Genomic DNA, 22343 nt, shown 5'->3' with positions numbered 1-22343 from the left:
GATACAGCAACGACTGCAGCATCCCGGCATCAATCCACCGCAATGGGGAACCAAAGCAGGCCACCGTTCGTTCCTAAAGGCGCTTCCCGCTATCAAGGAGAACATCATGGCCGACGTCTCGCTGGACAAGGATATCAACGCTCAGATCAACGAGCTCCGCAGCCAGATCGATAAGCTCTCCACCGAATTAGCACGGCGGATCGACAGTGCCTCGGATCGTGCCGACGAGGCCCTTTCTTCGGCAAGGGGAAAAGTTGCAAGCATCGCGGACCATGCCCGCTCCGAGGGCCGGAACGTGGTGCAGGCCGCAAGGGAAAATCCGACAGCCACGAGCTCGGTCCTGATCGTGACAGCGCTACTCGGCCTATTTACCGGTCTTCTGCTGGGCAGGCTCTCCGACTGATCCGAAACCCTGCCGGCCGAAAACATCGACCACCGCTTGTCCGATCAGGCGACGGGCGAGCGCACGCCTTATGCGGCAGTACTCGCTAACTTGCTATCAAGAACAGGAAATCATTGAGCTGGCAAAAGGCCTGGACAGAAACAATAGCTTCGAAAGCCAAATCAAATCCAGCCCGACCAGAAAATCGTCCTACAACTGTTCCTGAGGCCATTCAGGGCGGCACGAGCCGTCCTCACCTCATATTGCCCTGACACAAACCATGTCGCTTCCATTCGACGCTTGTCGACGCCCAACGTTCGCCGTCTGCGACGGAGGTTGTGGAACTGGTGAAAGGCGGAAAGTGAATTGGAAGCCGTTTCCGATGCGTTGGAAACCGCGCAGCCGAAAACCCTTGAGACGTTACAGATTAGTCAACGATTTCAAGAGGTTTTTGGTGGGTGATGTAGGGCTCGAACCTACGACCCGCTGATTAAGAGTCAGCTGCTCTACCAACTGAGCTAATCACCCGTACCGCTTGCTGGCGGCGTGACCGGGCATATAAATAGGATCGGTTTGATTGTCCAGCGGCCAGACGAATTTTCTTTGTTTTTTTGTCAAAAAAATTTCAGAGACCGCCGAAAACTCAATAAAATCAAAGCTCAAGAATTCCTGACGCAACACGCACCGCCTGGCCGCCAATACGTGCATTGGCGATCAGGCCGCCATCGATGTCGAGGTGAAGATGAATCAGCGATGGCCGTCCCATCTCGATGCCCTGCTCTATGATGACCGGATGATGTCCATCCGGCAGCGCGTCGAACTGATTGATCGCACCGGATAGCGCCGCCACCGCAGCACCTGTCGCCGGGTCCTCGACGATGCCCATTCCCACGGGGAACATGCGCGCATGGAATTTGGCAACGTGATTGACGCCGCCGCGACAGTAAATGAAAGCCGAGGCAAGCGCGCCGTCGACGAAGGGCACCGTCTTCTCCCAGAGCTGCAGATCGAATTCCAGCCTTTCCGCCGCGCCGACATCATGCACCGGCACCAGAAGGAACGGCACCCCGGCACTCCAGATGGAGGGGACATGGTTCTCGAAGCCGATCTCGGTGATTTTCAGGCTGAGCGCGTTGGCGATGTCGGCCTTGTCGAGCGGCAGAAGGATCTCCTGCGACTTTTTCGGCAAGTCGAACTCGGCAAAGCTCGCCTTGTTCTGTCGCAGCTTGATGGCACAGCGCACCGGCCCGACGCGCTCGTCGAGAACGGAAACGAGATCGAGATCTCCGCCATGATTGGCATGCGTCTTCTCCGCCAAGGCGATCGCAGTGCCGACGGTCGGATGCCCGGCAAAAGGCAGTTCGCGACCCGGCGTGAATATTCGCAGGCTCGCCGTATGGGCGGGATTTTGCGGCGGCAGCACGAATACGGTCTCGGAAAGGTTCATCTCCCTGGCGATCGCCTGCATCGCCTCGTCGCTCAACCCCTCGGCATCGAAGATGATCGCGAGTGGATTGCCCGCCAGTTTGCTGTCGGTGAACACATCATAGACACTGTAGCTGCGCGCCAATCCGGCCTCCATCCATGCTTCCAGACTTGAATATTCATAACGGCAAGCGACCCCAGCGCAAGCCTAAGCTATCTGTCGTCACCGAAGAACCAGGCGAGGATCGGCAGCATCGCGACATTGTAACGCTGCGCCGCGGAGTCAGCTGATCGGATTGCGACTACGCCATCGACTTCATCCTCTTCGGAAACCAGCACATGTGCCTCGATTCGCCGCAGCATCTCCTCGGCTGTCCAGGGAAAATGGAAAACACGGAAGAGCGTGACCGAGCGGCTTATATGGGTAGCGTAGTATTGAGGATCTGCCGTTGCATCGTTCAGATCCAGACCGGTCTCCTCCAGCACTTCGCGCCGCATATTGCCCGCCACATCGGCATACCCGCCAACGATATCATTCTCATCCAGCGATCCGGCAGCGCAATAGACCTGTCCGGGATTGGCCGTATGCGGCGCCATGCGGATCGCGATGATCGCATCATCGCACGACACCACAACCGCAAGGCCGAAAAGATGAAAGCCACCCGGCTGCCTCTGCTTGCGCCACCAGAGAAACGTCGAGAAAGATGTCACATAGGCTCCCCCCGTCACAGCGCCATCAACGATCGACAGCCGGTGCTGGAACACCATGCGGCCATCGTAGAGGGCCGGATTGGCAGCGATTTCCCTTGCCCAATTCTCTTGCGCCGCCTCCCGCTCGCGAACATGAAAGGGATGTTCTCCGGGAAGGACGGCAAGATCGATGCTGGAGACAGGGAATACGGTATTTTCCGGCGGCCAGCCGGCCATGTCGTTCTGTTCTGAAACGGTCATATCAAATCCAATGTCATGACGACGGGGCAATGGTCGGAAGCTTTCGGCCTGTCCCAGCCGACGCGCGGATAGCGCTCCACCTCCTGTCCCGGTGGGAATATGGTTCGGAAAGGCTGTCCCGAGCGGACGATATCGGGAGAGCGCTTCGCATTGGCACGCGCCAGAGCCGGAGAGAGCCAGATATAGTCGAGCTGGCAAAGCCGCTGCTCCTGTGGCCCACGAGCGTGATAGAGCGTCCAGCGATCGAGCTCGTCACGCCGGTGCACGACATTCTCGACGAAGCCGTCATGGCTGAAGACATCGAGAGCGCTGCCCTTCTCCTCGCTGCGCGGCTCGAAGCGATAGCCGGTGCGGCGCGTGCCGACGACATCGATCCACTCCTGATAGTCGTTCATGTCACCGCAGATGGCGAAATTCTTCGTCGCCGTATGGCCGGCGCCAAAACGATCTTCGATAATGCGGCGAACCGCCATGGTCTCGGCCCTTCGGATCGGCATTGTCGCGTGGCGACCATCCATGCCTTCGCGCGCCGGTCCCATCGATTTCAGATGCACGACATAAAGCGAGAACGGCACGCCGCCGATATGGAGATGCAGCTCCAGGCAATCGCGCTTGAAGATCTTATCTTCCGAATGAAGGCCGAGCTCCGCCAGTTCGTCGTTGAAAAGACCAAAGCTGTCGTAGGTCACCATCGCGTGACTCTTGATGTCATTGAGCACGATGGGCTGGCCGTCGCGCGTTTCCTCTCGCATCATAACGGCGACATCGATGCCGCGGCTGTCATTGCCCTCGATCAGGTATTTCTGGCGGTAGCCATTGCCGACCATGCGGTAGAGATAGCCATATTCGAAGGCCTGCAGCGCCGCCATGTTGTCCACTTCCTGCAGGCAGATGATATCGGCATCGGCATCTGCGATCGCAAGCGCCGTCATCTGCCTGGTGTCGTCGGTGGCGGCAACCACCCGGCTGCCTCCAGCTGCTGATAGACCTCCTCGTTGCGGACATCGAAGAGCTGCAATACGCGATCCTGTCGCAGCTGGTTGCGAAAACCGGTGTAATCGAAACGGGTCAGAAGGTTTTCGACATTGAAGGTCGCAAGGCGCAGGGACATGAAGCATTCCAGTTTGCATAAGGGAAAGTAAGCCGGCTTATGTTCAGCCAGCCTTTGCGGTAACAGTCGACTTGAACTTGCCCATCAGATAAGGGCCGGACAGAACAGGCGCATATTTCGGCTCCTCGCCTTCCTTCAGGCACGACGGCAGGCAGGCGATCTCGGCAAACCAGTTCGGCTGATGGAAGAAGGCCAGGGATTGCCGCCGCTGCATACCGCCCTCCTCCGGCGGTGGATTGACGACGCGGTGGACGGTTGAAACCCAGCGATCATTAGTCCAGAGCGCCATCAGGTCGCCGATATTGATGACGAAGGCGCCTTCCACCGGCGGCACCGGCGTCCAGTTGCCATCCGGAGAAATGATCTCGAGCCCTTTCGAGCCGGGTTGTGGCAACAGGATCGTCAGGCTGCCGTAATCCGTATGCGCACCGGCCCGAAGTTGGCCGGGCTGCGGCGGCACATGCTGTTCGGGATAGTTCAACGCGCGCAGCGCACTGATCGGCGCATCGACATAAGGATCGAAGAAGCGTTCGTCGAGGCCGAGCGCCGTTGCGAATACGCGCATGATGCGCGCCGCCAGATCTTCCATCGCAGCGTAATAGGCCTTCCACGCCTCGACGAATCCCTCCGGTCCTTCCGGCCAGATAGTGGCGGCATAGCAGAAACCGAGCGCTTCCGGATCGCTTATGCCGACTGGAACAAAAAGCGGGCCGCCATTGAAGCTTTCCTTCAGGTCCGGCGGCGTGTCGACATTGCGCGATTTCGCGAGCGCCTCGGTGCCCGGCCCGAGATAGCCGTAGGGATAGCCGGGATAGAGTGTCTTGGCGCGCTGTTTCACCTCGGGGGGCAGATCGAAGAATGCCTGCGTCTTCTTCCAAACATCGGCAATGACAGTATTCTCAACACCATGGTTGGCAATCGCCAGAAAGCCGGTCGATCGGCATATCCGATCCACCTCCGCGCCGAGCCGCTTCTTTTCGTCATCACCAGCCACCTCGAAGGCACCGAGGTCGAAAATCGGAAAGCTATGATCGGACATGCGCGACTCCCCTTCGTGACACCGAGCAAATCAAGCATAGGAGGCGACAGGGAACAACCATCTTGTCCCGGCCCGATCAAAGCCGCCAGGCCGAACGGATGGCAACCCGGTAGTCGTCGCCAACCGCGACAGCATCGCGGCTATAGGCACGCAGCACCTGCCCATCCGGCATAGACAGCCGCAGCGCATAGCGCTCGCCCTCATAGAGAACGGAATCGACCCGGCATGAAATGCCCTCCCCGTCGGCCATCACATCCTCCGGCCGCACGAGGATATCTGCATTCCCCGAGCCATCTGCCCGGTTCTCCCAAAAGCCGCGGAAGGACGGCCAGTCGACGCGGCGCGAACCGCCATCGGGAAAAGCAAGCGACAGGATGGCACCCTGGCCGACCAGTCCCCCGACCATTCTGCCTTCGGGGCGTGCATAGATCTCCGCCGGCGGCGCCATCTGCAGCAGCCGCCCTTCCGACATGACGGCAACGTCGGTCGCGAGCGCCATCGCCTCGCTCTGGTCATGCGTGACATAGACCATGGTGGCACCCGAGCGCTGGTGGAACTCGCGAAACGTCTCCTCCATCTCCTTCTTCAGATGACGATCGAGATTGGCGAGCGGCTCGTCGAGCAGCACGACATCGGGCGATGTCACCAGGCAGCGAGCAAGCGCCACGCGCTGGCGCTGGCCGCCGGAGAGATCGGCAGGCCTGCGCTCGGCATAGTCGCCGAGACGCACCGTCGCCAGCGCCTCTCGCACCTTCTCGCGGTAGCGTTCGCCGGAAATGCCGCGCACCTTCAGCGGATAGCCGACATTCTCCGATACGTTCATATGCGGCCAGAGCGCATAGGACTGGAACACCATCGCCATGTTGCGCCGCTCCGGCGGCAACATGTTTGCAGCATCCGCCAGCAGCCGCTCGCCGAGATGGATGGAGCCATCGGTGGGCTGCTCGAAGCCTGCGATCATCCTCAGAACCGTCGTCTTGCCGCAACCCGAGGGGCCGAGCAGCGCCAGGAAGCCGCCTTCACGCACGTCGAGCGACAAGGCATTGACGGCAGCCCGCCCGCCCGTACCGAAATCCTTGCTGATGTGATTGAGGATCAGCTTCGCCAAGGCACCACTCCCTTCGGCAGGCGCTTGGCCATGATTTCCAGAAGCACCATCATGATGACGACCATGGCGATGACGATGACCGACATGGCCGAGGCAAGATCGGCACTGCCGCCATCGTCGAGATTGTAAATGACGACGCCGAGCGTCTGCGTGCCGGCCGACCAGAGCAGTGCCGAAACGGTCAACTCGTTGCAGGCAATGAGAAAGACCAGGATCACCGAGGCGCCCGCTGCCGGCGCGATCAGCGGCACGATAATATCGGTCAAACGGCGGAAGAAGCCGGCGCCGGAAAGCCGCGCCGCCTCCTCCAGCGCCGGATCGAGCTGCACGAAAGCGCTCATGACCGGCTTCAGGCTGACGGCGAAATAGGCGGAGAAATAGGCAAGCAGGATGATCCAGATCGTCCCGTAAAGCGTGACATTGAGGATCGGCAGCGGGGCTGCAAACACCAGGATGAAGCAGACGGCGATGATGATGCCGGGAAGCGCATAGGGGATCTCGATCATGCCACCGACGATGCGGCTGAGTGCGTCCTTGCGCCGCGTCAGCGCATAGGCCGCAAGTACTGTCACCAGGAGGAGACCGAGTGCTGTCATGCCGGCGAGGAACAGCGAATTGGAAAAGGCGGTGCGCGTGATGCTCTGCCGAAACAGGATTTCCGTGAACGCATTCAGCGATGCCGTCTTGACGGTCAGCGGCACGCCATAGGCCGGCACCAGCGCGCCGGCAACCAGCGCCAGGAAGGGTGCGACGAGCATGACGAACAGGATGGCGCAAAGCAGCGGCAAGGCAAAATAGCGCCAGCGGCCGAGCGAAAAGGCAGCCGTCGCACCGGAAATGCCGATGACGCGATAGTCGCGCGCCTTCAAGGCCCTGCCCTGCACGGCAAGGCCGGCGACCGCAATGACGGCGATCATCGTCGACAACACGGCGATGTCACCGAAGGTCCGCGGCCCAAAGCTGGAGAACTTCGTGAAGATCAGGGTCGACAGCGTATAGATCGAGGCGGGAATGCCGAGGATCGCGGGAATGCCGAAATTGCCGATCGAGGAGACGAAAGCGATCGCGGCTCCCGCGATGACACCGGGCAGAGACAAGGGCAGGATGATATCGCGGAAGACGCGCAAGCCCGACGCGCCGGAAAGCCTTGCGGCCTCGACGCCATCGCGCGGCAGCGCCATCAGGCCGGCACGCAGCGCCAGATAAACCAGCGGTGCGTGCTGAACGCCGTAGAGCAGCGCAATGCCGCCGACCGAATAGAGTGGCTGCGGCGAGCCGAGCGGCGGTGCGATGTGAAGCGCTTTCAGCAAGGGGCTCGATGGCCCGGACATCTGCACCCACGCCAGCGCCGTCACCTGCGGCGGGATCATCATCGGCAGCACGAAGAGGAAGCCGAGTACCCCCCTGCCCGAAAGATCGGTCAGGGTCAGCAAAAATGCGAAAAGGCAACCGAGGACAACGGAGACGATGGTGCCTAGCACGGCCGTTTCGATCGTGTACCAGGCTGAGCGCCAGAGCGCCGGATCGGTGATGAGCTCATAGGTGCCACCCCTGAGCAGTGCCTCGATGCCGGCAAGCGCCAGCCGCGCCAGCGGCAGGACGCTGAGCAAAAACACGACGGCAACAACAAAAGGAAACAGCCAGGCCGGCTGGCTGTTTCCTCGACGCACATGTGAGTACATTCCAAATCCGGGGCGGATTACTTCGACTTGAAGTAGGTGGAGAAGGTCTTCAGGTCCTGATCCGTATTCTTGAGAGCATCGGCTGCATTCAACGGCAAAACCTTGATACTGTCACGTGCCGGAAAACCTTCCGGTAGCGGCGTGCCGTTGCGGGCCGGAATATAGCCGAGCTTCAAAAAGCCTTCCTGGCCCTTTTCGGAGAGAACGTAGTCGACGAACTTCTTGGCGGCATCGGCATGCTGCGTGCCGGCGAGAATGCCGACCGGTTCGGTAACCGCCGAAACGCCTTCCTTCGGGAACACGAATTCCAGCGGCGCGCCCTTGGCCTTCTCGCGGATCGGCATGTAGTCGACGATCATGCCATAGGCCTTTTCGCCCGAAGCGACCGACTTCAGCACGGCGCCGTTGCCGCCGGACGCGATCGCGCCGTTATCGGCGAGGTTCTTGTAGTAGTCCCAGCCGAGGCTGCCAACGCCGGCAAGCGTCTGCGCATGAATAAGAGCCGCGCCCGAAGCAAGCGGGCTCGGCATGGCAACGAGGCCCTTGGCTTCCGGCTTCACCAGATCCTGCCAGCTTGCCGGCTTCATTGCAGCGGCGGTGTTGTAGACGATGCCGGTCGTGATCAGCTTTGTGGAATAGTAATAGCCATCAGCATCATAGAGCGACGCGTCGTAATTGGCAGCTTCCGGCGACTTGTAGGCGAGCAGCTTGCCGGCTTCCTTCAGGCGCTCCAGCGTCACCGTATCGGCGATCAGCAGAACGTCGGCTACCGGAGCGCCGGCCTGCATTTCGGCCTGAAGCTTGGCAATGATCTGCGGCGTGCCGTCGCGAACCCAATCGACCTTGATACCGGGATTGGCGGCCGTGAAGCCATCGACGGTCGCCTGCGCGTCGGCATTTGGCTGGCTGGTGTAGAGGACGAGATCGGCAGCGTTTGCGGTACCGGAGAAAAGAGCGATGGCCAAGAGGCCGGCAAAGGCGGAAACAAAGGTCTTCATGAAAACGTCCTCGGCTAGGTTGCAGGAGGGTTGTCTAGACGCACGGCTTAACATGATTGTGACAGTTGAATTTGAATAGTTTGCTGTTCGTATGATGATTGAATCTTGACCATCCGCGTCCGGCGCTATTTTCTGAGGCACGTATTTCAGATGGCATCGAGGAGGATAGATCTATGGAATATCGTCTGCTTGGCCGCTCCGGCCTCAAAGTTTCCACCATCACCATGGGCACCATGACTTTCGGCGGCGTCGGCTGGGCGAAAACTGTCGGCGATCTCGGCGTCAAAGAAGCAAAGAAGCTCGTCGACATGTGCGTGGATGCCGGCGTCAACCTGCTTGATACGGCCGATGTCTACTCGCAAGGCGCGTCGGAAGAAATCCTCGGCGAGATCATCGGCGGCCCGCGCAAGAACGGCGTGCTCATAGCCACCAAGGCGCGCTTCCCGATGGGACCTGGCGTCAACGATGTCGGTTCCTCTCGCCAGCATCTCATCCAGGCCTGCGAGGCGAGCCTGAAGCGCATGAAGACCGATGTCATCGACCTCTACCAGCTGCACGAATGGGACGGACAGACGCCGCTGGAAGAGACGATGGAAGCGCTCGACACCTTGGTTCGCCAGGGCAAGATCCGCTACATCGGCTGCTCGAACTTTTCCGGCTGGCACATCATGAAGGCGCTCGGCGTCAGCGAGCGCGACAAACGCGAACGTTTCGTCAGCCAGCAGATCCATTACACGCTGGAAGCTCGCGACGCGGAAAACGAACTGGTGCCGATCAGTATTGACCAAGGCCTCGGCATCCTCGTCTGGAGCCCGATTGCCGGCGGCCTGCTCTCCGGCAAGCATCGCCGCAACCAGGCGACGCCGGAAGGCACGCGCCAGTTCGCCGGCTGGACGGAGCCGCCGATCCGCGATGAAAACCGCCTGTGGAATATCGTCGATACGCTGGTGGAAGTCGCAGACGGTCGTGGCGTTTCGGCCGCTCAGGTGGCGCTTGCCTGGCTCATCGGCCGCAAGGGCGTGACCTCAGTCATCATCGGCGGCCGCACGAAAGCCCAGTTCAAAGACAATCTCGCCAGTGCCGAACTGAAGCTGACCGACGAGGAGCGCAAGCGGCTCGACGACGTCAGCCTGCAGCCGCTGATGTATCCCTACTGGCACCAGCGCAATACGGCCAGCGACCGCTTGAGCGAGGCCGATCTCGCGCTGATCGGCCCGCATCTGGCGAAGTAAAAAACCGGCCGTGGCGGCTTAGGCCGCCATCGCCCCGATCTCGCCTGCAATCAGCTTACCGAGCCGCGAAATGCCTTCCTCGATCATCTCGTCATTGGCACAGGAGAAACTGACGCGGAAGGTATTCGCGCCAGAACCATCGGCGAAGAACGCCTGACCGGGCACGAAGGCGACTTTCGCCGTTTCCAGCGACCGTGCGAGCAGCTTGGCGCCATCCATGCCCTTCGGGAGGGTCACCCAGACGAACATGCCGCCTTGCGGCTTCGTCCAGCTCGTACCTTCGGGCATGTATTTCGCAAGCGCCGCCAGCATGCAGTCGCGGCGGTGGCTGTAGGTCTTGCGGACCTTGGCAACCTGGGCATCGAAACCACGCTCGGCGACCTGATGGATCGCGATCTGGTTGATAGTCGAGGAATGCAGGTCAGCGGCCTGCTTCATCAGGACGAGCTTGCGGATGACGGGCGCATTGGCGACGACGAAGCCGACGCGCAGGCCGGGCGCCAGCGTCTTGGAGAAGCTGCCGCAATAGATCGTGCGCGTGTCGTTGATGTTGCCCTTGCGCGCGATTTCCAGTGCCAGGATCGGCGCAACCGGCTCACCGTCATAGCGCAGCGACTGATAGGCGGCATCTTCGATGACGGCGATATCGAGCTCTTCGGCAAGATCGAGCAGCTTCTCGCGGCCTGCCAGATCGACCGTTTCGCCGGTCGGGTTGGCGAAGTCGGCCGAGAGATAGGCGAACTTCACCCTGCCGCCAGCCTGCGAAGCCGCGGCGCGATAGGAATCCGGCGTGCGATTGCCGTTCGGCGTCAGCTGATCGTAGGTCGGCTCATAGGCGTTGAAGGCCTGCAGCGCGCCGAGATAGGTCGGCGCCGTGACCAGCGCCGTATCCTTCGGCGACAGGAAGAGCTTGCCGAGATAATCGAGACCCTGTTGCGAGCCGGAAACGATGAAGACGTTTTCGAGCTCGCAGGGAATGCCGAGCGCGCCCACCTGGCCAACAAGCCATTCGCGCAGGGGCTTGTAGCCTTCGCTGACCGAATATTGCAGCGCGGCGTTGACCGTCGAGCCGGAAAAGATATCCGCATAGGCCTGCTTGAATTCGGCATCCGGAAACAAAGCGGGATCGGGAATGCCGCCGGCAAAAGAGATGATATCCGGCCGCTCCAGCAGCTTCAGCAATTCGCGGATTTCAGAGGCGCGCATGCGGCTCGAGCGCGTCGCAAAGATATTTTCCCAATTCAACATGGGGCTTCCTCGTAATTTTTGGTCTTTCAAGCACAAGATCACGCAATAAAAGATAAGTCAATAATGCTGACCTATTTTGTTTGTCGCGATGACAAATAACGCCTCGAACTGATCGATATCGTGTCGGCCTTCCGCGCCCAAACCACTCTTGGAAAGAGCCTATCCACATCTCCCTTTCAGTGTTATTCTTACGACATATCTATCGATCGGAAAAACGTAAGAATGGCCACTGCGACACTCTCCTCAAAATTTCAGATATCGATCCCGAAAGAAGTTCGCGACCAGCAGCATTGGAGCGCAGGTCAGGAATTCGTCTTCATTCCCAAAGGCAAGGGAGTGCTGCTCATTCCTGTACCCGAACTTACCGACCTCAAGGGCATGGCGAAGGGCGCCAACCCCAGCAACTACCGTGACCGGAAAGATCGGTTTTGATGCGTGTCGTTGACAGCTCAGCCTGGATCGAGTGGCTGACCCAAGGCCCGACCGCAGATCGACTTCAGGACGAAATGCCTGCGCGAACCGAATGTATCGTCCCCACCATCGTCCAGCTCGAACTCGCCAAATGGTTGGAGCGCGAGCGAGATGAGGACGCGGTCGATTCCTTCTTCGCCTATACCGCCACCTGCATTGTCGAACCCCTCGATACGGCCCTCGCGCGCCGCGCCGCCGAAGTCTCGGCGAAGCACAAACTCGCACTCGCCGATGCAATCATCTACGCCACTGCCGAACTGCACGACGCTGACGTTCTGACACTAGACGCCCATTTCAAGGACCTGGATCGCGTAGTCTATTTTGGCAAAGCACAATAGATATTCGCCATTTTCCGTTTAAACACGATACATCTCGGAAAAAAGCGATAGCAAGCATGAGCACCGACCCGACATCGTCCTTCTACACCGACAATGCAGCCATCTACGCTGCGCGCGATCGCAACCTGCCCAGAAGTCGGCTGGATGCCTTTCTGGACTCGCTGCCCGTCGGCGCAACCATCCTGGAACTGGGTTGCGGCGGCGGCCAGGATGCGGCCTACATGCTCTCGCGCGGCTTCGACGTCACACCCACGGACGGTTCCGCCGAACTCGCCGGAGAGGCGGAAAAGCGTCTTGGCAGGCCCGTTCTAGTCATGCGTTTCGAAACCTTGGATTCCAGCGACGCTTTCCATGGGGTTTGGGCGGAAGCGAGCCTTCTTCATGCGCCGCGCTCGACGCTGCCGGACATCTTCGATCGCATTTTCCGCGCCCTGAAAACAGGCGGCATCCTCCGTGCCAGCTTCAAGGCGGGAGAAGCGGAAGGCCATGACAAGTTCGGACGCTATTACAACTATCCTTCGGCGGTATGGCTTGGAGATATGCTGAGCGCCGGAGGATGGAAGGATATCACCATGACCGAGGCCGATGGCGGCGGCTTCGATGGCGAACCGACAAGATGGCTCTACGTCGCGGCCCGCAAATAGAAAGGCCGGAGCTTTCGCCCCGGCCCTCCGATCCGGCTCTCGCCGAAAAGCTTAGTTGACCGACTTGTCGACCAGCTTGTTCTTGCCGATCCAGGGCATCATGCCGCGCAGCTTGGCGCCGACTTCTTCGATCTGGTGGCTGTCGTTGTTGCGGCGGATGCCCTTGAAGCGGGCAGCGCCCGAACGGTATTCCTGCATCCATTCGGAGGTGAACTTGCCGGTCTGGATGTCCTTGAGGACACGCTTCATCTCAGCCTTGGTTTCGGCAGTGATGATGCGCGGACCGGAGACGTATTCGCCCCATTCAGCGGTGTTCGAGATCGAGTAGTTCATGTTGGCGATGCCGCCTTCATAGATCAGGTCGACGATGAGCTTCACTTCGTGCAGGCACTCGAAATAGGCCATTTCCGGAGCGTAGCCGGCTTCGACCAGCGTTTCGAAGCCAGCGCGGATGAGCTCGACGAGACCGCCGCAGAGGACGACCTGTTCGCCGAAAAGGTCGGTTTCGCACTCTTCGCGGAAGTTGGTTTCGATGATGCCCGAACGGCCGCCGCCGACGCCGCAAGCGTAAGAGAGAGCGAGTTCAAGAGCGTTGCCCGAAGCGTTCTGATGAACGGCAACGAGGCAGGGAACGCCGCCGCCCTTCTGGTATTCGCCGCGAACCGTGTGGCCCGGGCCCTTCGGAGCGATCATGACGACGTCGACCGAAGCCTTCGGCTCGATCAGGCCGAAGTGAACGTTGAGGCCGTGTGCGAAAGCGATCGCAGCGCCGTCACGGATGTTCGGAGCGATTTCCGACTTGTAGATGTCGGCCTGCAGTTCGTCCGGGGTCGCCATCATCATCAGGTCGGCCCAGGCGGCGGCTTCGGCAACAGTCATGACCTTGAAGCCGTCGGCTTCAGCCTTCTTGGCGGTCGGCGAACCGGCCTTGAGTGCAATCGCAACGTTCTGTGCGCCGCTGTCCTTCAGGTTCAGCGCGTGCGCGCGGCCCTGCGAACCGTAGCCGATGACGGCGACCTTCTTCGACTTGATGAGGTTGAGATCGGCATCACGATCGTAATAGACGCGCATTGTTTGTCCTTCCCTTTGCTTGTCTGGGTAAACTTCTAAGTCTCAGACGGTCGCGGCTGCTTCCGCCAATACTTTCTCTGTGCCGTAAAGCCGGAGGAAGGCGCTGACCGCCTTTTCCGCCTGACGGCTCGTATCCTTCAAACCGGGCTCGCCGAGCAGCATGCGGACATGCAGGTCGGAAACGATGAGCCCGTAAAGCGTGTGATATGCCTCGTCGGCATCGGTAAAGCGCAACAGCCCTGCCCGCTTGCCGGCATCGATGAGACCGATGGCGCGGCGGTCGATCTGCCGGCGCCCGCGCTCCAGCAGCAGCTTGCCGAGCTTGGAGCCGTCGCGGTTCGACTGGCCGATCGCCAGACGGTTCAACGCAAGAGAAACGTCCCCGGCCAGAACCTCGAGCAGGTCGCAGGCGAAAATGACGAGATGGTCATGCAGGCTTGCCGTATTCAGCCGCTCGCCGTTGCGCTCGAAGGTGCGCACCTTGCTCGCCTGATAGGTTATCATCGCCGACAGAAGACCGTCGCGGTCGCCGAACCACTTGTAAAGACTTTCCTTGGAGCAATTGGCGGCGCGCGCGACACCCGAGGTCGTCAGCGCCTTCTCGCCGCCGTCGACGAGCAGACGCAGCGCCTGTTCCAGAACCGCGTTCTGGCGCGGCGAAAACTCGCTCGACTGTCCTACTTCGCTCAGCACGATGGCTACTCCCAAATGCGTACCGTACGGTACGGTTCGTGGCGCTTTATGCAGGACACCAATGCGGCCGTCAAGCGGAATTCGTTGCTGCACTGCGTTAAAAAGAGAGTGCTTGCCAGGGCAGGCTCGCGGTTGATAAATCCTGCTAGCCCACCTGCTTGTTGCTCAGCATCGTCTTCATGAGAATCGCATCCATGTATCTTTCCGAAACGTTGCTCTCCTGGGCTGCAATTGGGCATCGCGCCGTCAAAGGCGGGCGGCGGATGCTTGGCGGCACCATTGGGCTCTATCTGACAGTCAGTCTGCTTCCCGTGTCGGCATCAGCTCTCTCGGAAGCAAAACCGCTCGCCGCACCCGCAGGGCACTTTTGCGGTAAACTTTTCTCAAGCGGATCGTTAGTGGACGTCGAGACATCGCTGCAGGTCGATATGGAAGGGCATATCTCGGGGACGTACCGTTTCGACGATGATGGAACGGAGACCATCGGTACCTTGTCGGAAATCGGAGCAGCCCCCGGTACGAAACGGGTGCTGCTATGGTTCGACAAATATGGAAACGGAGCGCTCTCGATCCAGTTCGATCCCAGCTATACGCGCTTTGAGGGCCTGTGGGGACCGCATGGCTCCCTTCCCAGCTACACTTGGAACGGCGGCCGCTGCCAGGACCCGGTCAGTTGATCGAGAAAACTTGACTTAAACCATCGCTCGGAAACGTCACCTATTCGGCGGCCACCACAGCGCCGCGCATCGCTTCCACATCCCTCAGAGGCGGAAGACCATAGAGACGGCTATATTCTCGACTGAACTGCGAAGGGCTCTGATAGCCAACGCGATGGCCGGCCGATCCGACATCGAGCTGCTCCACGATCATCAGCCGCCGGGCTTCATGCAGCCGAAGCTGCTTCTGATACTGCATCGGCGACATGGCCGTCACCGCCTTGAAATGATGATGCAGCGACGAAACGCTCATGCCGACACGTTCGGCCAGGTTCTCGATGCGCAACGGCTGGGCGAAGTTGCCGCGTATCCAGGCAACGGCGCGCGCCACCCGGTTGCTCTGGCTCTCGGCCATAGCGACCTGCAGCAGCCGAGGCCCATTCGGACCGGTCAGCAGGCGATAGAGGATCTCCTGCTCGATCAGTGGCGCCATGGCGGAAATATCCTCCGGCCGGTCGAGCAATCTGAGCAGCCGTAGCGAGGCGTCGAGCAGTTCCGGCGACGCCGCATTGACCGCAAGGCCGCGCATGGGCTCCGTCGTCACCGCTTGGCGCGGAATATTGACGCGCGATAGCAATTCGTTCAACCGTTCGCTGTCGAGCACCATGGAGAAGCAGAGATAGGGCGTTTCGCTTTGGACATTGGTGACCTGTGTCGATACGGGCAGGTCGACAGCCATCAGAATATATTCGCCGACTCCGTAATGGTAGGTATCGGCACCGACCGTCAGGCTTTTGCGCCCCTGAACGACGACGGCATAGGATGGCCGATACGCCCCGTGTTGCCACACGGTCACCGCCGACTGCCGGTACAGGTTGAGACCTTCTATCGGCGTGCGATGTTCTCCGTCTCCCGTGGCGAAACGGGCAACGATGGAAGCGAGTTCCTGGTTGGGATTGAAAGGCAGTGTCATGCGCAACCAACTGTTTTCGAGGGCTTGTCGGAGCTTATCTAGGTAACGCCCCCCGGCAGCGAAAGGGCCGACACACAATTAGATTCGCAGGATCGTACACAAAGCTTGCAGGATCGCTCTAACGCTGATGCTCGATCCCGGTGCATAGTCCAGCGTCTCAATTCCACTCCCACCCTCTCCAAGATCAAGGAGCTCCCCATGCCTATCGCAAAGGGTTATGCCGCGACCGACGCGTCCAAGCCGCTCACCCCCTTCACCTTCGAACGCCGCGATCCGAACGAGGACGATGTCGTCATCTCCGTTCAATATTGCGGTGTCTGCCACTCCGATATCCACCAGGCCCGCAATGAGTGGGGCTTCTCGAAGTATCCGATGGTTCCGGGTCACGAAGTTGCCGGCATCGTCACCGCCGTCGGCTCCAGGGTTTCGAAGTTCAAGGTCGGCGACCGCGTCGGCGTCGGCTGCTTCGTCGATTCCTGCACGACCTGCGCCACGCGCGATCTGGACTACGAGCACTACATGCCCGGCCTTGTCCAGACCTATAACGACGTCGAAGCCGACGGCAAGACGCCGACCTTCGGCGGCTATTCCGACTCGATCGTCGTCAAGGAAGGCTATGTCCTCTCCTTCCCCGACAACATTCCGCTCGACGCAGGCGCACCGCTGCTTTGCGCCGGCATCACGCTCTACTCGCCGCTGCGCCACTGGAAGGCCGGTCCGGGCAAGAAGGTTGCAATCGTCGGCATGGGCGGCCTCGGACATATGGGCGTTAAGCTCGCGCATGCCATGGGTGCCGAAGTCACGGTCCTGAGCCAGACGCTGTCGAAGAAGGAAGATGGCCTCAAGCTAGGCGCCGACCATTATTATGCGACCAGCGATGCCGAGACCTTCACCAAGCTCGCCGGCAGCTTCGACCTTATCCTCAATACGGTCGGCACCGCCATCGACTGGAATGCCTATCTCAACCTGTTGAAGTATGACGGCAGCATGGTGTTGCTCGGCGTTCCCGAACATGCCGTTCCGGTTCATGCATTCTCGCTCATTCCCGGCCGCCGCAGCCTCTCCGGCTCCATGATCGGCTCGATCAAGGAAACTCAGGAAATGCTCGACTTCTGCGGCGAGCACAACATCGTCTCCGAGATCGAGAAGATCAACATTCAACAGATCAACGAAGCCTATGAACGCGTGCTGAAGAGCGACGTCCGCTATCGCTTCGTCATCGATATCGCCTCGCTGGCATAAGCCGAAAAAGGGCGACGTCCGATCCGGACGTCGCCCTTCCTTATTCTTCGCGCATCGTTTCCCTTTGCGTGATCAGCCGGGCGCTGTGCTGCCGGCTGATATAAATCCACAGCCAGCTCCAGGCGACCGCGATGCGCCAGCGCACGCCGATCAGGAAGTAGATGTGGGCAAGCCCCCAGACCCACCAGGCGATCCACCCCTTGAGTTTCAGCCAGCCGAAATCGATGATGGCGGCACTCTTGCCGATCGTCGCGAGGCTGCCCTGATGCCTGTAGCGGAACGGCCCCGGCATCGGCTTACCCGCCAGCTTCGCCCTGATCACCTTGGCGACATAATCTCCCTGCTGCTTGGCTGCCGGGGCGATGCCCGGCACCGGACTGCCATCTTCGCGCAAGACCGACGCCGTATCGCCGATGATGAAGATATCGTCCTTGCCCGGCGCCCTCAGCTCCTTATCGACTATGGCTCGGCCGGCGCGGTCGGCGGGAATGCCAAGCCATTTCGCCGCCGGCGACGCCTCGACGCCAGCCGCCCAGACGATGGTACGGCACGGCACGAAGCTGTCGCCGATCGTCACTCCTTCAGCGCTGCAGGACGTGACCGGCTTGCCGAAGCGGAGTTCGACGCCCAGCGTCTCCAGCTCCCTGCGAGCATAGTCGGAAAGGTCTTCGGCAAAGGCTGCCAATACCCGCGGCCCGGCCTCGACCAGGATGATCTTTGCCTTGCGGGTATCGATATTGCGGAATTCCTTCGGCAGCGTCGTCCTTGCCAGCTCGGAGATGATACCGGCAAGCTCGACGCCTGTTGGGCCTGCGCCGACGATCACGAAGGTCAGCAGCGCTTCGCGGGCAGCCGGATCGGTTTCAAGCTCCGCCTGCTCGAAAGCCAGGAGAACGCGGCGGCGAATGGTGGTGGCATCCTCCAGCGTCTTCAGACCGGGCGCCACGGGCTCCCATTCATCATGACCGAAGTAAGCATGGGTCGCACCTGTCGCCAGCACCAGCGTATCGTAACCGATCTTCTGGCCATCCTTCAAAAGGACCTCATGCGCATCACTATCGACGCCGACGACTTCCGCAAGCAAGGTCGTCACTTCCGGCCGATCCCGGAAGAAGCTGCGGATCGGCCAGGCAATCTCGGAGGTTGCAAGCAGAGTGGTCGCGACCTGATAGAGAAGCGGCTGGAACAGATGGTGATTGCGCCGATCGATCAGCGTGATGCGGACGGGAGCACCTTTCAGATCGTTGACAAGCTGCAATCCGCCAAAGCCGCCTCCGACGACAACAATGTGATGATCCTGCATGGCAACACCTCATGGCTACGTTTCGCGGAAAACGTAGGGTTGAGAAGGATAAGCAGCAACTATCTTTTCTGCATGGCACCCCTGCATGGTGACTATATTGCGAAACATTTATTGCGCATACCCGACCGGAACCGACGCGCCGCTCTTCAGCTCCTCCATCGAAATGGATGCGGAGACGTCGAAGAGTTCGACCCGGCGCACAAGCTGCTTATAGATGACATCGTAATGCTCGACGCGCGGCAGTACGATCTTGAGAATATAATCGTAATTCCCGGTAAGCCGATGCGCCTCGACGATCTCGGGGATGTCACCGATGACCTTGCGGAAGGATTCGATCCACTCGTCGGCGTGATGCGCCGTTTTGATCAGGGCATAGACGGTGGTCGGCACTCCCATCTTTTCGCGGTCGAGCACGACGATGCGTCGGGCGATATGGCCGCTTTCCTCAAGGCGCTGGATACGGCGCGAGCAGGCCGAGACCGACAAGGCAACACGATCGGCCAGCTCCGTCACGGATATGCCGGCATCCGCCTGCAAAATTTCGAGAATCTTTCGGTCGCGTTCGTCCAGCATGTGCGGCAATCCCTGTCAATGCGCCGATATTTTGCACACAAATTGAAAAATGCGCAAACTCTTGCAGAGAAATCCCAATAAGCTTCGAAAAATGCAAACACATAGCGGATGAATCGCAACACTATTCCTCCATTCACAACTAAGGAGCGGAGAACAGCACTATGCGCACCATTGGCCTGATCGGCGGCATGAGTTTCGAGAGTTCGGCAGTCTACTATCGCCTGATCAATGAAATGGTCCGCGAGCGCCTCGGCGGCCTCTCTTCGGCCGAAATGGTCATGTACTCCGTCAACTTCGAAGAGATCGTCGCCCTGCAGAAAGCGGGTCGCTGGAACGATGCCGCCGATCGGCTCGGTGATGCCGCACAGCGCCTGCAGTCCGCCGGTGCCGAATGCGTGCTCATCTGCACCAACACCATGCATCTGATCGCACCTCAGGTTGCCGAGCGTGTTTCCGCTCCGCTCATCCATATCATCGATGAAACTGCGGCGGCGCTAAAGGCCGCAGGCCGGGTCAAGCCGCTGCTGCTCGCCACCCGCTACACGATGGAACACGGTTTCTATGCCGAGCGCATGGCTGAGAACGGCGTCTCGATCATGGTCCCCGGCCCCGAAGACCGTACCGTCACGCATGACATCATCTTCAGCGAACTCTGTGCCGGCATCATCAAGGACGAGTCGCGCCGGAAGCTGAACGCCATCATCGAGCGCGCCAAGGCCGAAGGCGCCGACAGTGTCATTCTCGGCTGCACCGAGATCTGCCTCATCCTCGATCCGAAGGCACTGATCCTGCCGGGTTTCGACACCACGACGATCCACGCCGAAGCGGCTGTCGACTTCGCGCTTGCGAATGAAAAGATCGGCAAAAGCTGCGCTGCCTGATCGCAATCAATTTACTTGACTGAGTCCAATAAATAATGGACATCGTCTTCTATAATGAGGAGACGATGCCATGCCCCCCGCTGCCGAATTCACCACCATCGATGCCGTCCGCGATTTCAATCGCTTCTACACCAATTTTCTTGGCGTTCTGAACAAGGCCTATCTCGACAGCCCCTACACGCTGACGGATGTGCGCGTGCTGTTCGAAGTCGGCTTCCGCGGCGGTGTTGCCGCCTCGGCGCTGACGCGCGACCTTCATCTTGATCCCGCCTATCTCAGCCGTATCGTCAAACGCTTTCGCGAGGATGGGTTGGTCGAGACGACGCCCGATCCGACCGATGCGCGCAGCCAGGTCATAAAAGTCACCGAGAAGGGACAGGCGCAGTTCGAGGAATTCGTCCGCCGCTCACGCGCGCAGATCGCCGGCTATTTCGAAAAGCTCGCGATCGGCGAACCCGAACGCGTCGTTGCGGCCATGCGGACGATCCAGGACACGCTCGGCGTCGATGAGACCAGCGCTGCCCCAGCCATTATCCGCAATCACCGGTCCGGCGATATCGGCTGGATCGTTCAAAGCCAGGCGCGCTTCTATACCGAAGAGTTCGGCTGGGACGATCGCTTTGAGGGCTTGATTGCCGAAGTCGCTGGAAAATTCCTCTCCAATTTCAATCCGCAGAAGGATCGCTGCTGGATTGCCGAACGCGGCGGCCTGAACGTCGGGTCCGCCATGATCACCGATGGCGGCAATGGCGTGGCAAAGCTCCGGCTGCTCTATGTCGACAAGGCTGCACGCGGCCTCGGCCTCGGCAAGCTGCTGGTCGACGAATGCATCCGCTTCTCCCGCGGCGCCGGCTACCAGACGCTCTCGCTCTGGACCAACGACATCCTCGACACGGCGCGCGCCATCTACATCAAGGCGGGCTTCAGACTCGCCGCAGAAGAGAAGCACCGCATGTTCGGCCCGGAACTGAATGGACAGACCTGGGTGCTCGATCTGTAAGGCGTTCTCGACAATCTATGTGGATAGACAGGTTGCGGCTCGGAACCTATCCTCGCTGCATCCCTGATTTGCATCGAGATATCTGCCATGACCGTAAACAGCGAAATCCGGATACTGCCCATATCGGCGGAACACGTTGAAGGCTTTCACAAGGCGCTTGATACGGTTGCCCGCGAACGGGAATATCTGTCGCTGCTGGAAGCCTTTCCGCTGGAGCAAACCCGCACTTTCGTGCTCGGCATGATCGAAAGCGGCAATCCGCAATTCGTCGCTGTGGCAGATCGACAGGTGGTCGGCTGGTGCGACATCATCCGCCACAGCTTTCCCTCGCATGCCCATGCCGGCAGGCTTGGCATGGGCATCATCCCGCCCTATCGCGACCGAGGATTGGGACGTCAGCTGATAGAAACGACTCTGCAAGCTGCCCGTGATGGCGGCATTGAGCGCGTCGAACTCAGCGTCCACGCCGACAATCCAAGGGCTATCGCGCTCTATGAGAAAGTCGGCTTTGTTCGCGAGGGTCTCGTGCGTAGATCCGTTCGTATCGATGGACGCTACAAGGACGCGATCCTTATGGCATTTTTCCACGATTAGAGACGTCAATAGCTGCAAGTACCAGCAGCATCCTGCTGCATCGCAAAAAATTCACTTGATTTGGAAACGATCATTTCCTAAAAGATCCGCATGACAACGGACACTCTCAACACCACCCCTAAGCTTCGCGGTCGACCGCGCGAATTCGACGCGGATTCCGCGCTGGACGAAGCGCTGCGGGTCTTTTCCGAGCGTGGTTATTATGCCGCTTCGATCAGCGAATTGACCGAGGCCATGGGCCTGACGGCCGGCAGCGTCTACAAGGCATTCGGCGATAAGCGCGGTGTCTTTCTTGCCGCCTTCCGCCGCTATCGCCAGGTGCGCCAGCAACTGATCGACGATGTCCTTGCCAGGGCGCCGAACGGATATGAGAAGCTGCGCGCGCTGGTGAGATTTTTTGCCGAAGCCTCCTGTGGCGAGATCGGCCGTCGAGGCTGTCTCGTGGTAGGCAGCGCGACCGAGCTTGCTCTTTTCGACGAGGAAGTTGCCAACCGCGTCGCCGTGGCCTTCGATTTCGACGAACGACGCATCCTGGATCTCATCCGTCTCGGTCAAGCCGATGGCTCCGTGGCGGAGCATGTCGATCCCGAAAGCGCCGCCTGCGCCTTGCTTGCTCTCACGAAAGGCATGCGCGTGATCGGAAAGACCGGACGTAAACACGAAGATATGCTCGCCGTCGCCGAGGCGGCCATGAAACTGCTGAACTGATTTCCATCGAAATTTCGGGG

The 22343-nt window shown here is 59.8% G+C and carries 23 protein-coding genes, 1 tRNA gene and 1 pseudogene; 11 read left to right on the top strand and 14 right to left on the bottom strand.

Features of this window, described 5'->3' with window-relative positions; translation table 11 throughout:
* The first annotated feature begins 106 nt into the window (after window positions 1–106).
* Window positions 107–403 carry a hypothetical protein gene (locus tag GA0061103_RS25330; protein ID WP_092716051.1) on the top strand — a complete coding sequence of 99 codons (297 nt, stop codon included), beginning with the start codon at window positions 107–109 and terminating at the stop codon, window positions 401–403.
* A gap of 431 nt (window positions 404–834) precedes the next feature.
* Here the strand turns inward: GA0061103_RS25330 and GA0061103_RS25325 are convergent.
* The 8 genes and pseudogenes from GA0061103_RS25325 to GA0061103_RS25290 form a co-directional block, all read right to left on the bottom strand.
* Window positions 835–910 (bottom strand) — tRNA-Lys (locus GA0061103_RS25325).
* A gap of 124 nt (window positions 911–1034) precedes the next feature.
* Window positions 1035–1952: a PhzF family phenazine biosynthesis protein gene (locus tag GA0061103_RS25320; protein WP_167376652.1), complete on the bottom strand. Its 918-nt coding sequence runs from the start codon at window positions 1950–1952 to the stop codon at window positions 1035–1037.
* 68 nt (window positions 1953–2020) lie between these two features.
* A complete protein-coding gene (locus GA0061103_RS25315) occupies window positions 2021–2758 on the bottom strand; it encodes a DNA mismatch repair protein MutT (protein ID WP_092716047.1) in 738 nt (245 codons plus the stop codon).
* A pseudogene (locus GA0061103_RS25310) lies at window positions 2755–3869 on the bottom strand (endonuclease/exonuclease/phosphatase family protein). Before GA0061103_RS25310 ends, GA0061103_RS25315 begins: the two are co-directional and overlap by 4 nt.
* 43 nt (window positions 3870–3912) lie before the next feature.
* A complete protein-coding gene (locus tag GA0061103_RS25305) occupies window positions 3913–4908 on the bottom strand; it encodes an isopenicillin N synthase family dioxygenase (protein ID WP_092716045.1) in 996 nt (331 codons plus the stop codon).
* Window positions 4909–4984: 76 nt separating this feature from the next.
* Window positions 4985–6016: an ABC transporter ATP-binding protein gene (locus GA0061103_RS25300; protein WP_092716043.1), complete on the bottom strand. Its 1032-nt coding sequence runs from the start codon at window positions 6014–6016 to the stop codon at window positions 4985–4987.
* Complete coding sequence (locus GA0061103_RS25295; protein WP_092716041.1) at window positions 6004–7698, bottom strand: ABC transporter permease; 1695 nt, start codon at window positions 7696–7698, stop codon at window positions 6004–6006. Before GA0061103_RS25295 ends, GA0061103_RS25300 begins: the two co-directional genes overlap by 13 nt.
* Before the next feature lie 17 nt (window positions 7699–7715).
* Window positions 7716–8696: an ABC transporter substrate-binding protein gene (locus GA0061103_RS25290; RefSeq protein ID WP_092716039.1), complete on the bottom strand. Its 981-nt coding sequence runs from the start codon at window positions 8694–8696 to the stop codon at window positions 7716–7718.
* Between the two features lie 173 nt (window positions 8697–8869).
* Between GA0061103_RS25290 and GA0061103_RS25285 the strand changes: the two genes are divergently transcribed.
* On the top strand, window positions 8870–9928 hold the full coding sequence (locus GA0061103_RS25285) for an aldo/keto reductase (RefSeq protein WP_092716037.1): 1059 nt from the start codon (window positions 8870–8872) through the stop codon (window positions 9926–9928).
* An 18-nt stretch (window positions 9929–9946) separates the two neighbouring features.
* On the opposite strand, the gene GA0061103_RS25280 is transcribed toward GA0061103_RS25285, so the two are convergent.
* Entirely contained in the window at window positions 9947–11176 is a 1230-nt protein-coding gene (locus GA0061103_RS25280; protein ID WP_092716036.1) for an aminotransferase-like domain-containing protein, read from the bottom strand.
* Window positions 11177–11398: 222 nt separating this feature from the next.
* On the opposite strand from GA0061103_RS25280, the gene GA0061103_RS25275 reads away from it, so the two are divergent.
* Genes GA0061103_RS25275 through GA0061103_RS25265 form a run of 3 tightly spaced genes read left to right on the top strand, consistent with a single transcriptional unit; the run spans window position 11399 to window position 12629 of the window.
* A complete protein-coding gene (locus GA0061103_RS25275; RefSeq protein WP_092716034.1) occupies window positions 11399–11608 on the top strand; it encodes an AbrB/MazE/SpoVT family DNA-binding domain-containing protein in 210 nt (69 codons plus the stop codon).
* Window positions 11608–11985, top strand: coding sequence for a type II toxin-antitoxin system VapC family toxin (locus GA0061103_RS25270; protein WP_092716032.1), 378 nt, complete (start codon window positions 11608–11610; stop codon window positions 11983–11985). The genes GA0061103_RS25275 and GA0061103_RS25270 overlap by 1 nt, the downstream gene beginning before the upstream one ends.
* Before the next feature lie 56 nt (window positions 11986–12041).
* Complete coding sequence (locus tag GA0061103_RS25265) at window positions 12042–12629, top strand: class I SAM-dependent methyltransferase (protein ID WP_092716031.1); 588 nt, start codon at window positions 12042–12044, stop codon at window positions 12627–12629.
* A 51-nt stretch (window positions 12630–12680) separates the two neighbouring features.
* On the opposite strand, the gene ilvC is transcribed toward GA0061103_RS25265, so the two are convergent.
* Window positions 12681–13700: a ketol-acid reductoisomerase gene (gene ilvC, locus GA0061103_RS25260; protein ID WP_092716029.1), complete on the bottom strand. Its 1020-nt coding sequence runs from the start codon at window positions 13698–13700 to the stop codon at window positions 12681–12683.
* 42 nt (window positions 13701–13742) lie between these two features.
* Window positions 13743–14393, bottom strand: a complete 651-nt coding sequence (locus GA0061103_RS25255) for a TetR/AcrR family transcriptional regulator (protein WP_092716027.1) — start codon at window positions 14391–14393, stop codon at window positions 13743–13745.
* Between the two features lie 194 nt (window positions 14394–14587).
* Between GA0061103_RS25255 and GA0061103_RS25250 the strand changes: the two genes are divergently transcribed.
* Window positions 14588–15070 (top strand): hypothetical protein, encoded by a 483-nt coding sequence (locus GA0061103_RS25250; protein ID WP_092716025.1) that lies wholly within the window; start codon window positions 14588–14590, stop codon window positions 15068–15070.
* Window positions 15071–15110: 40 nt separating this feature from the next.
* Here GA0061103_RS25250 and GA0061103_RS25245 read toward each other — a convergent pair whose 3' ends face one another.
* Complete coding sequence (locus GA0061103_RS25245) at window positions 15111–16022, bottom strand: AraC family transcriptional regulator (protein WP_092716023.1); 912 nt, start codon at window positions 16020–16022, stop codon at window positions 15111–15113.
* Between the two features lie 198 nt (window positions 16023–16220).
* Here GA0061103_RS25245 and GA0061103_RS25240 point away from each other — a divergent pair, with 198 nt between their 5' ends.
* Complete coding sequence (locus GA0061103_RS25240) at window positions 16221–17264, top strand: NAD(P)-dependent alcohol dehydrogenase (RefSeq protein ID WP_092716022.1); 1044 nt, start codon at window positions 16221–16223, stop codon at window positions 17262–17264.
* Between the two features lie 40 nt (window positions 17265–17304).
* Here GA0061103_RS25240 and GA0061103_RS25235 read toward each other — a convergent pair whose 3' ends face one another.
* Both GA0061103_RS25235 and GA0061103_RS25230 read right to left on the bottom strand, forming a co-directional pair.
* The gene (locus GA0061103_RS25235; RefSeq protein WP_092716020.1) at window positions 17305–18567 is read right to left on the bottom strand and encodes an NAD(P)/FAD-dependent oxidoreductase; all 1263 of its coding nucleotides are present in this window, start codon (window positions 18565–18567) and stop codon (window positions 17305–17307) included.
* Between the two features lie 108 nt (window positions 18568–18675).
* A complete protein-coding gene (locus GA0061103_RS25230) occupies window positions 18676–19140 on the bottom strand; it encodes an Lrp/AsnC family transcriptional regulator (RefSeq protein ID WP_092716019.1) in 465 nt (154 codons plus the stop codon).
* A gap of 161 nt (window positions 19141–19301) precedes the next feature.
* Between GA0061103_RS25230 and GA0061103_RS25225 the strand changes: the two genes are divergently transcribed.
* The 4 genes from GA0061103_RS25225 (at window position 19302) to GA0061103_RS25210 (ending at window position 22323) form a co-directional block, all read left to right on the top strand.
* Entirely contained in the window at window positions 19302–20021 is a 720-nt protein-coding gene (locus GA0061103_RS25225) for an aspartate/glutamate racemase family protein (RefSeq protein ID WP_092716017.1), read from the top strand.
* Window positions 20022–20091: 70 nt separating this feature from the next.
* Window positions 20092–21021 (top strand): bifunctional helix-turn-helix transcriptional regulator/GNAT family N-acetyltransferase, encoded by a 930-nt coding sequence (locus GA0061103_RS25220; protein ID WP_092716015.1) that lies wholly within the window; start codon window positions 20092–20094, stop codon window positions 21019–21021.
* An 87-nt stretch (window positions 21022–21108) separates the two neighbouring features.
* Window positions 21109–21615, top strand: coding sequence for a GNAT family N-acetyltransferase (locus GA0061103_RS25215; protein WP_425349544.1), 507 nt, complete (start codon window positions 21109–21111; stop codon window positions 21613–21615).
* 90 nt (window positions 21616–21705) lie between these two features.
* On the top strand, window positions 21706–22323 hold the full coding sequence (locus tag GA0061103_RS25210; protein ID WP_092716011.1) for a TetR/AcrR family transcriptional regulator: 618 nt from the start codon (window positions 21706–21708) through the stop codon (window positions 22321–22323).
* Window positions 22324–22343 lie beyond the last annotated feature (20 nt).

Source organism: Martinezella multihospitum (genome assembly GCF_900094585.1).
GTDB classification, from domain to species: domain Bacteria; phylum Pseudomonadota; class Alphaproteobacteria; order Rhizobiales; family Rhizobiaceae; genus Rhizobium; species Rhizobium multihospitium.
The sequence above is the reverse complement of the archived record's forward strand: the minus strand, read 5'-3'. Positions and strand labels throughout refer to the sequence as shown.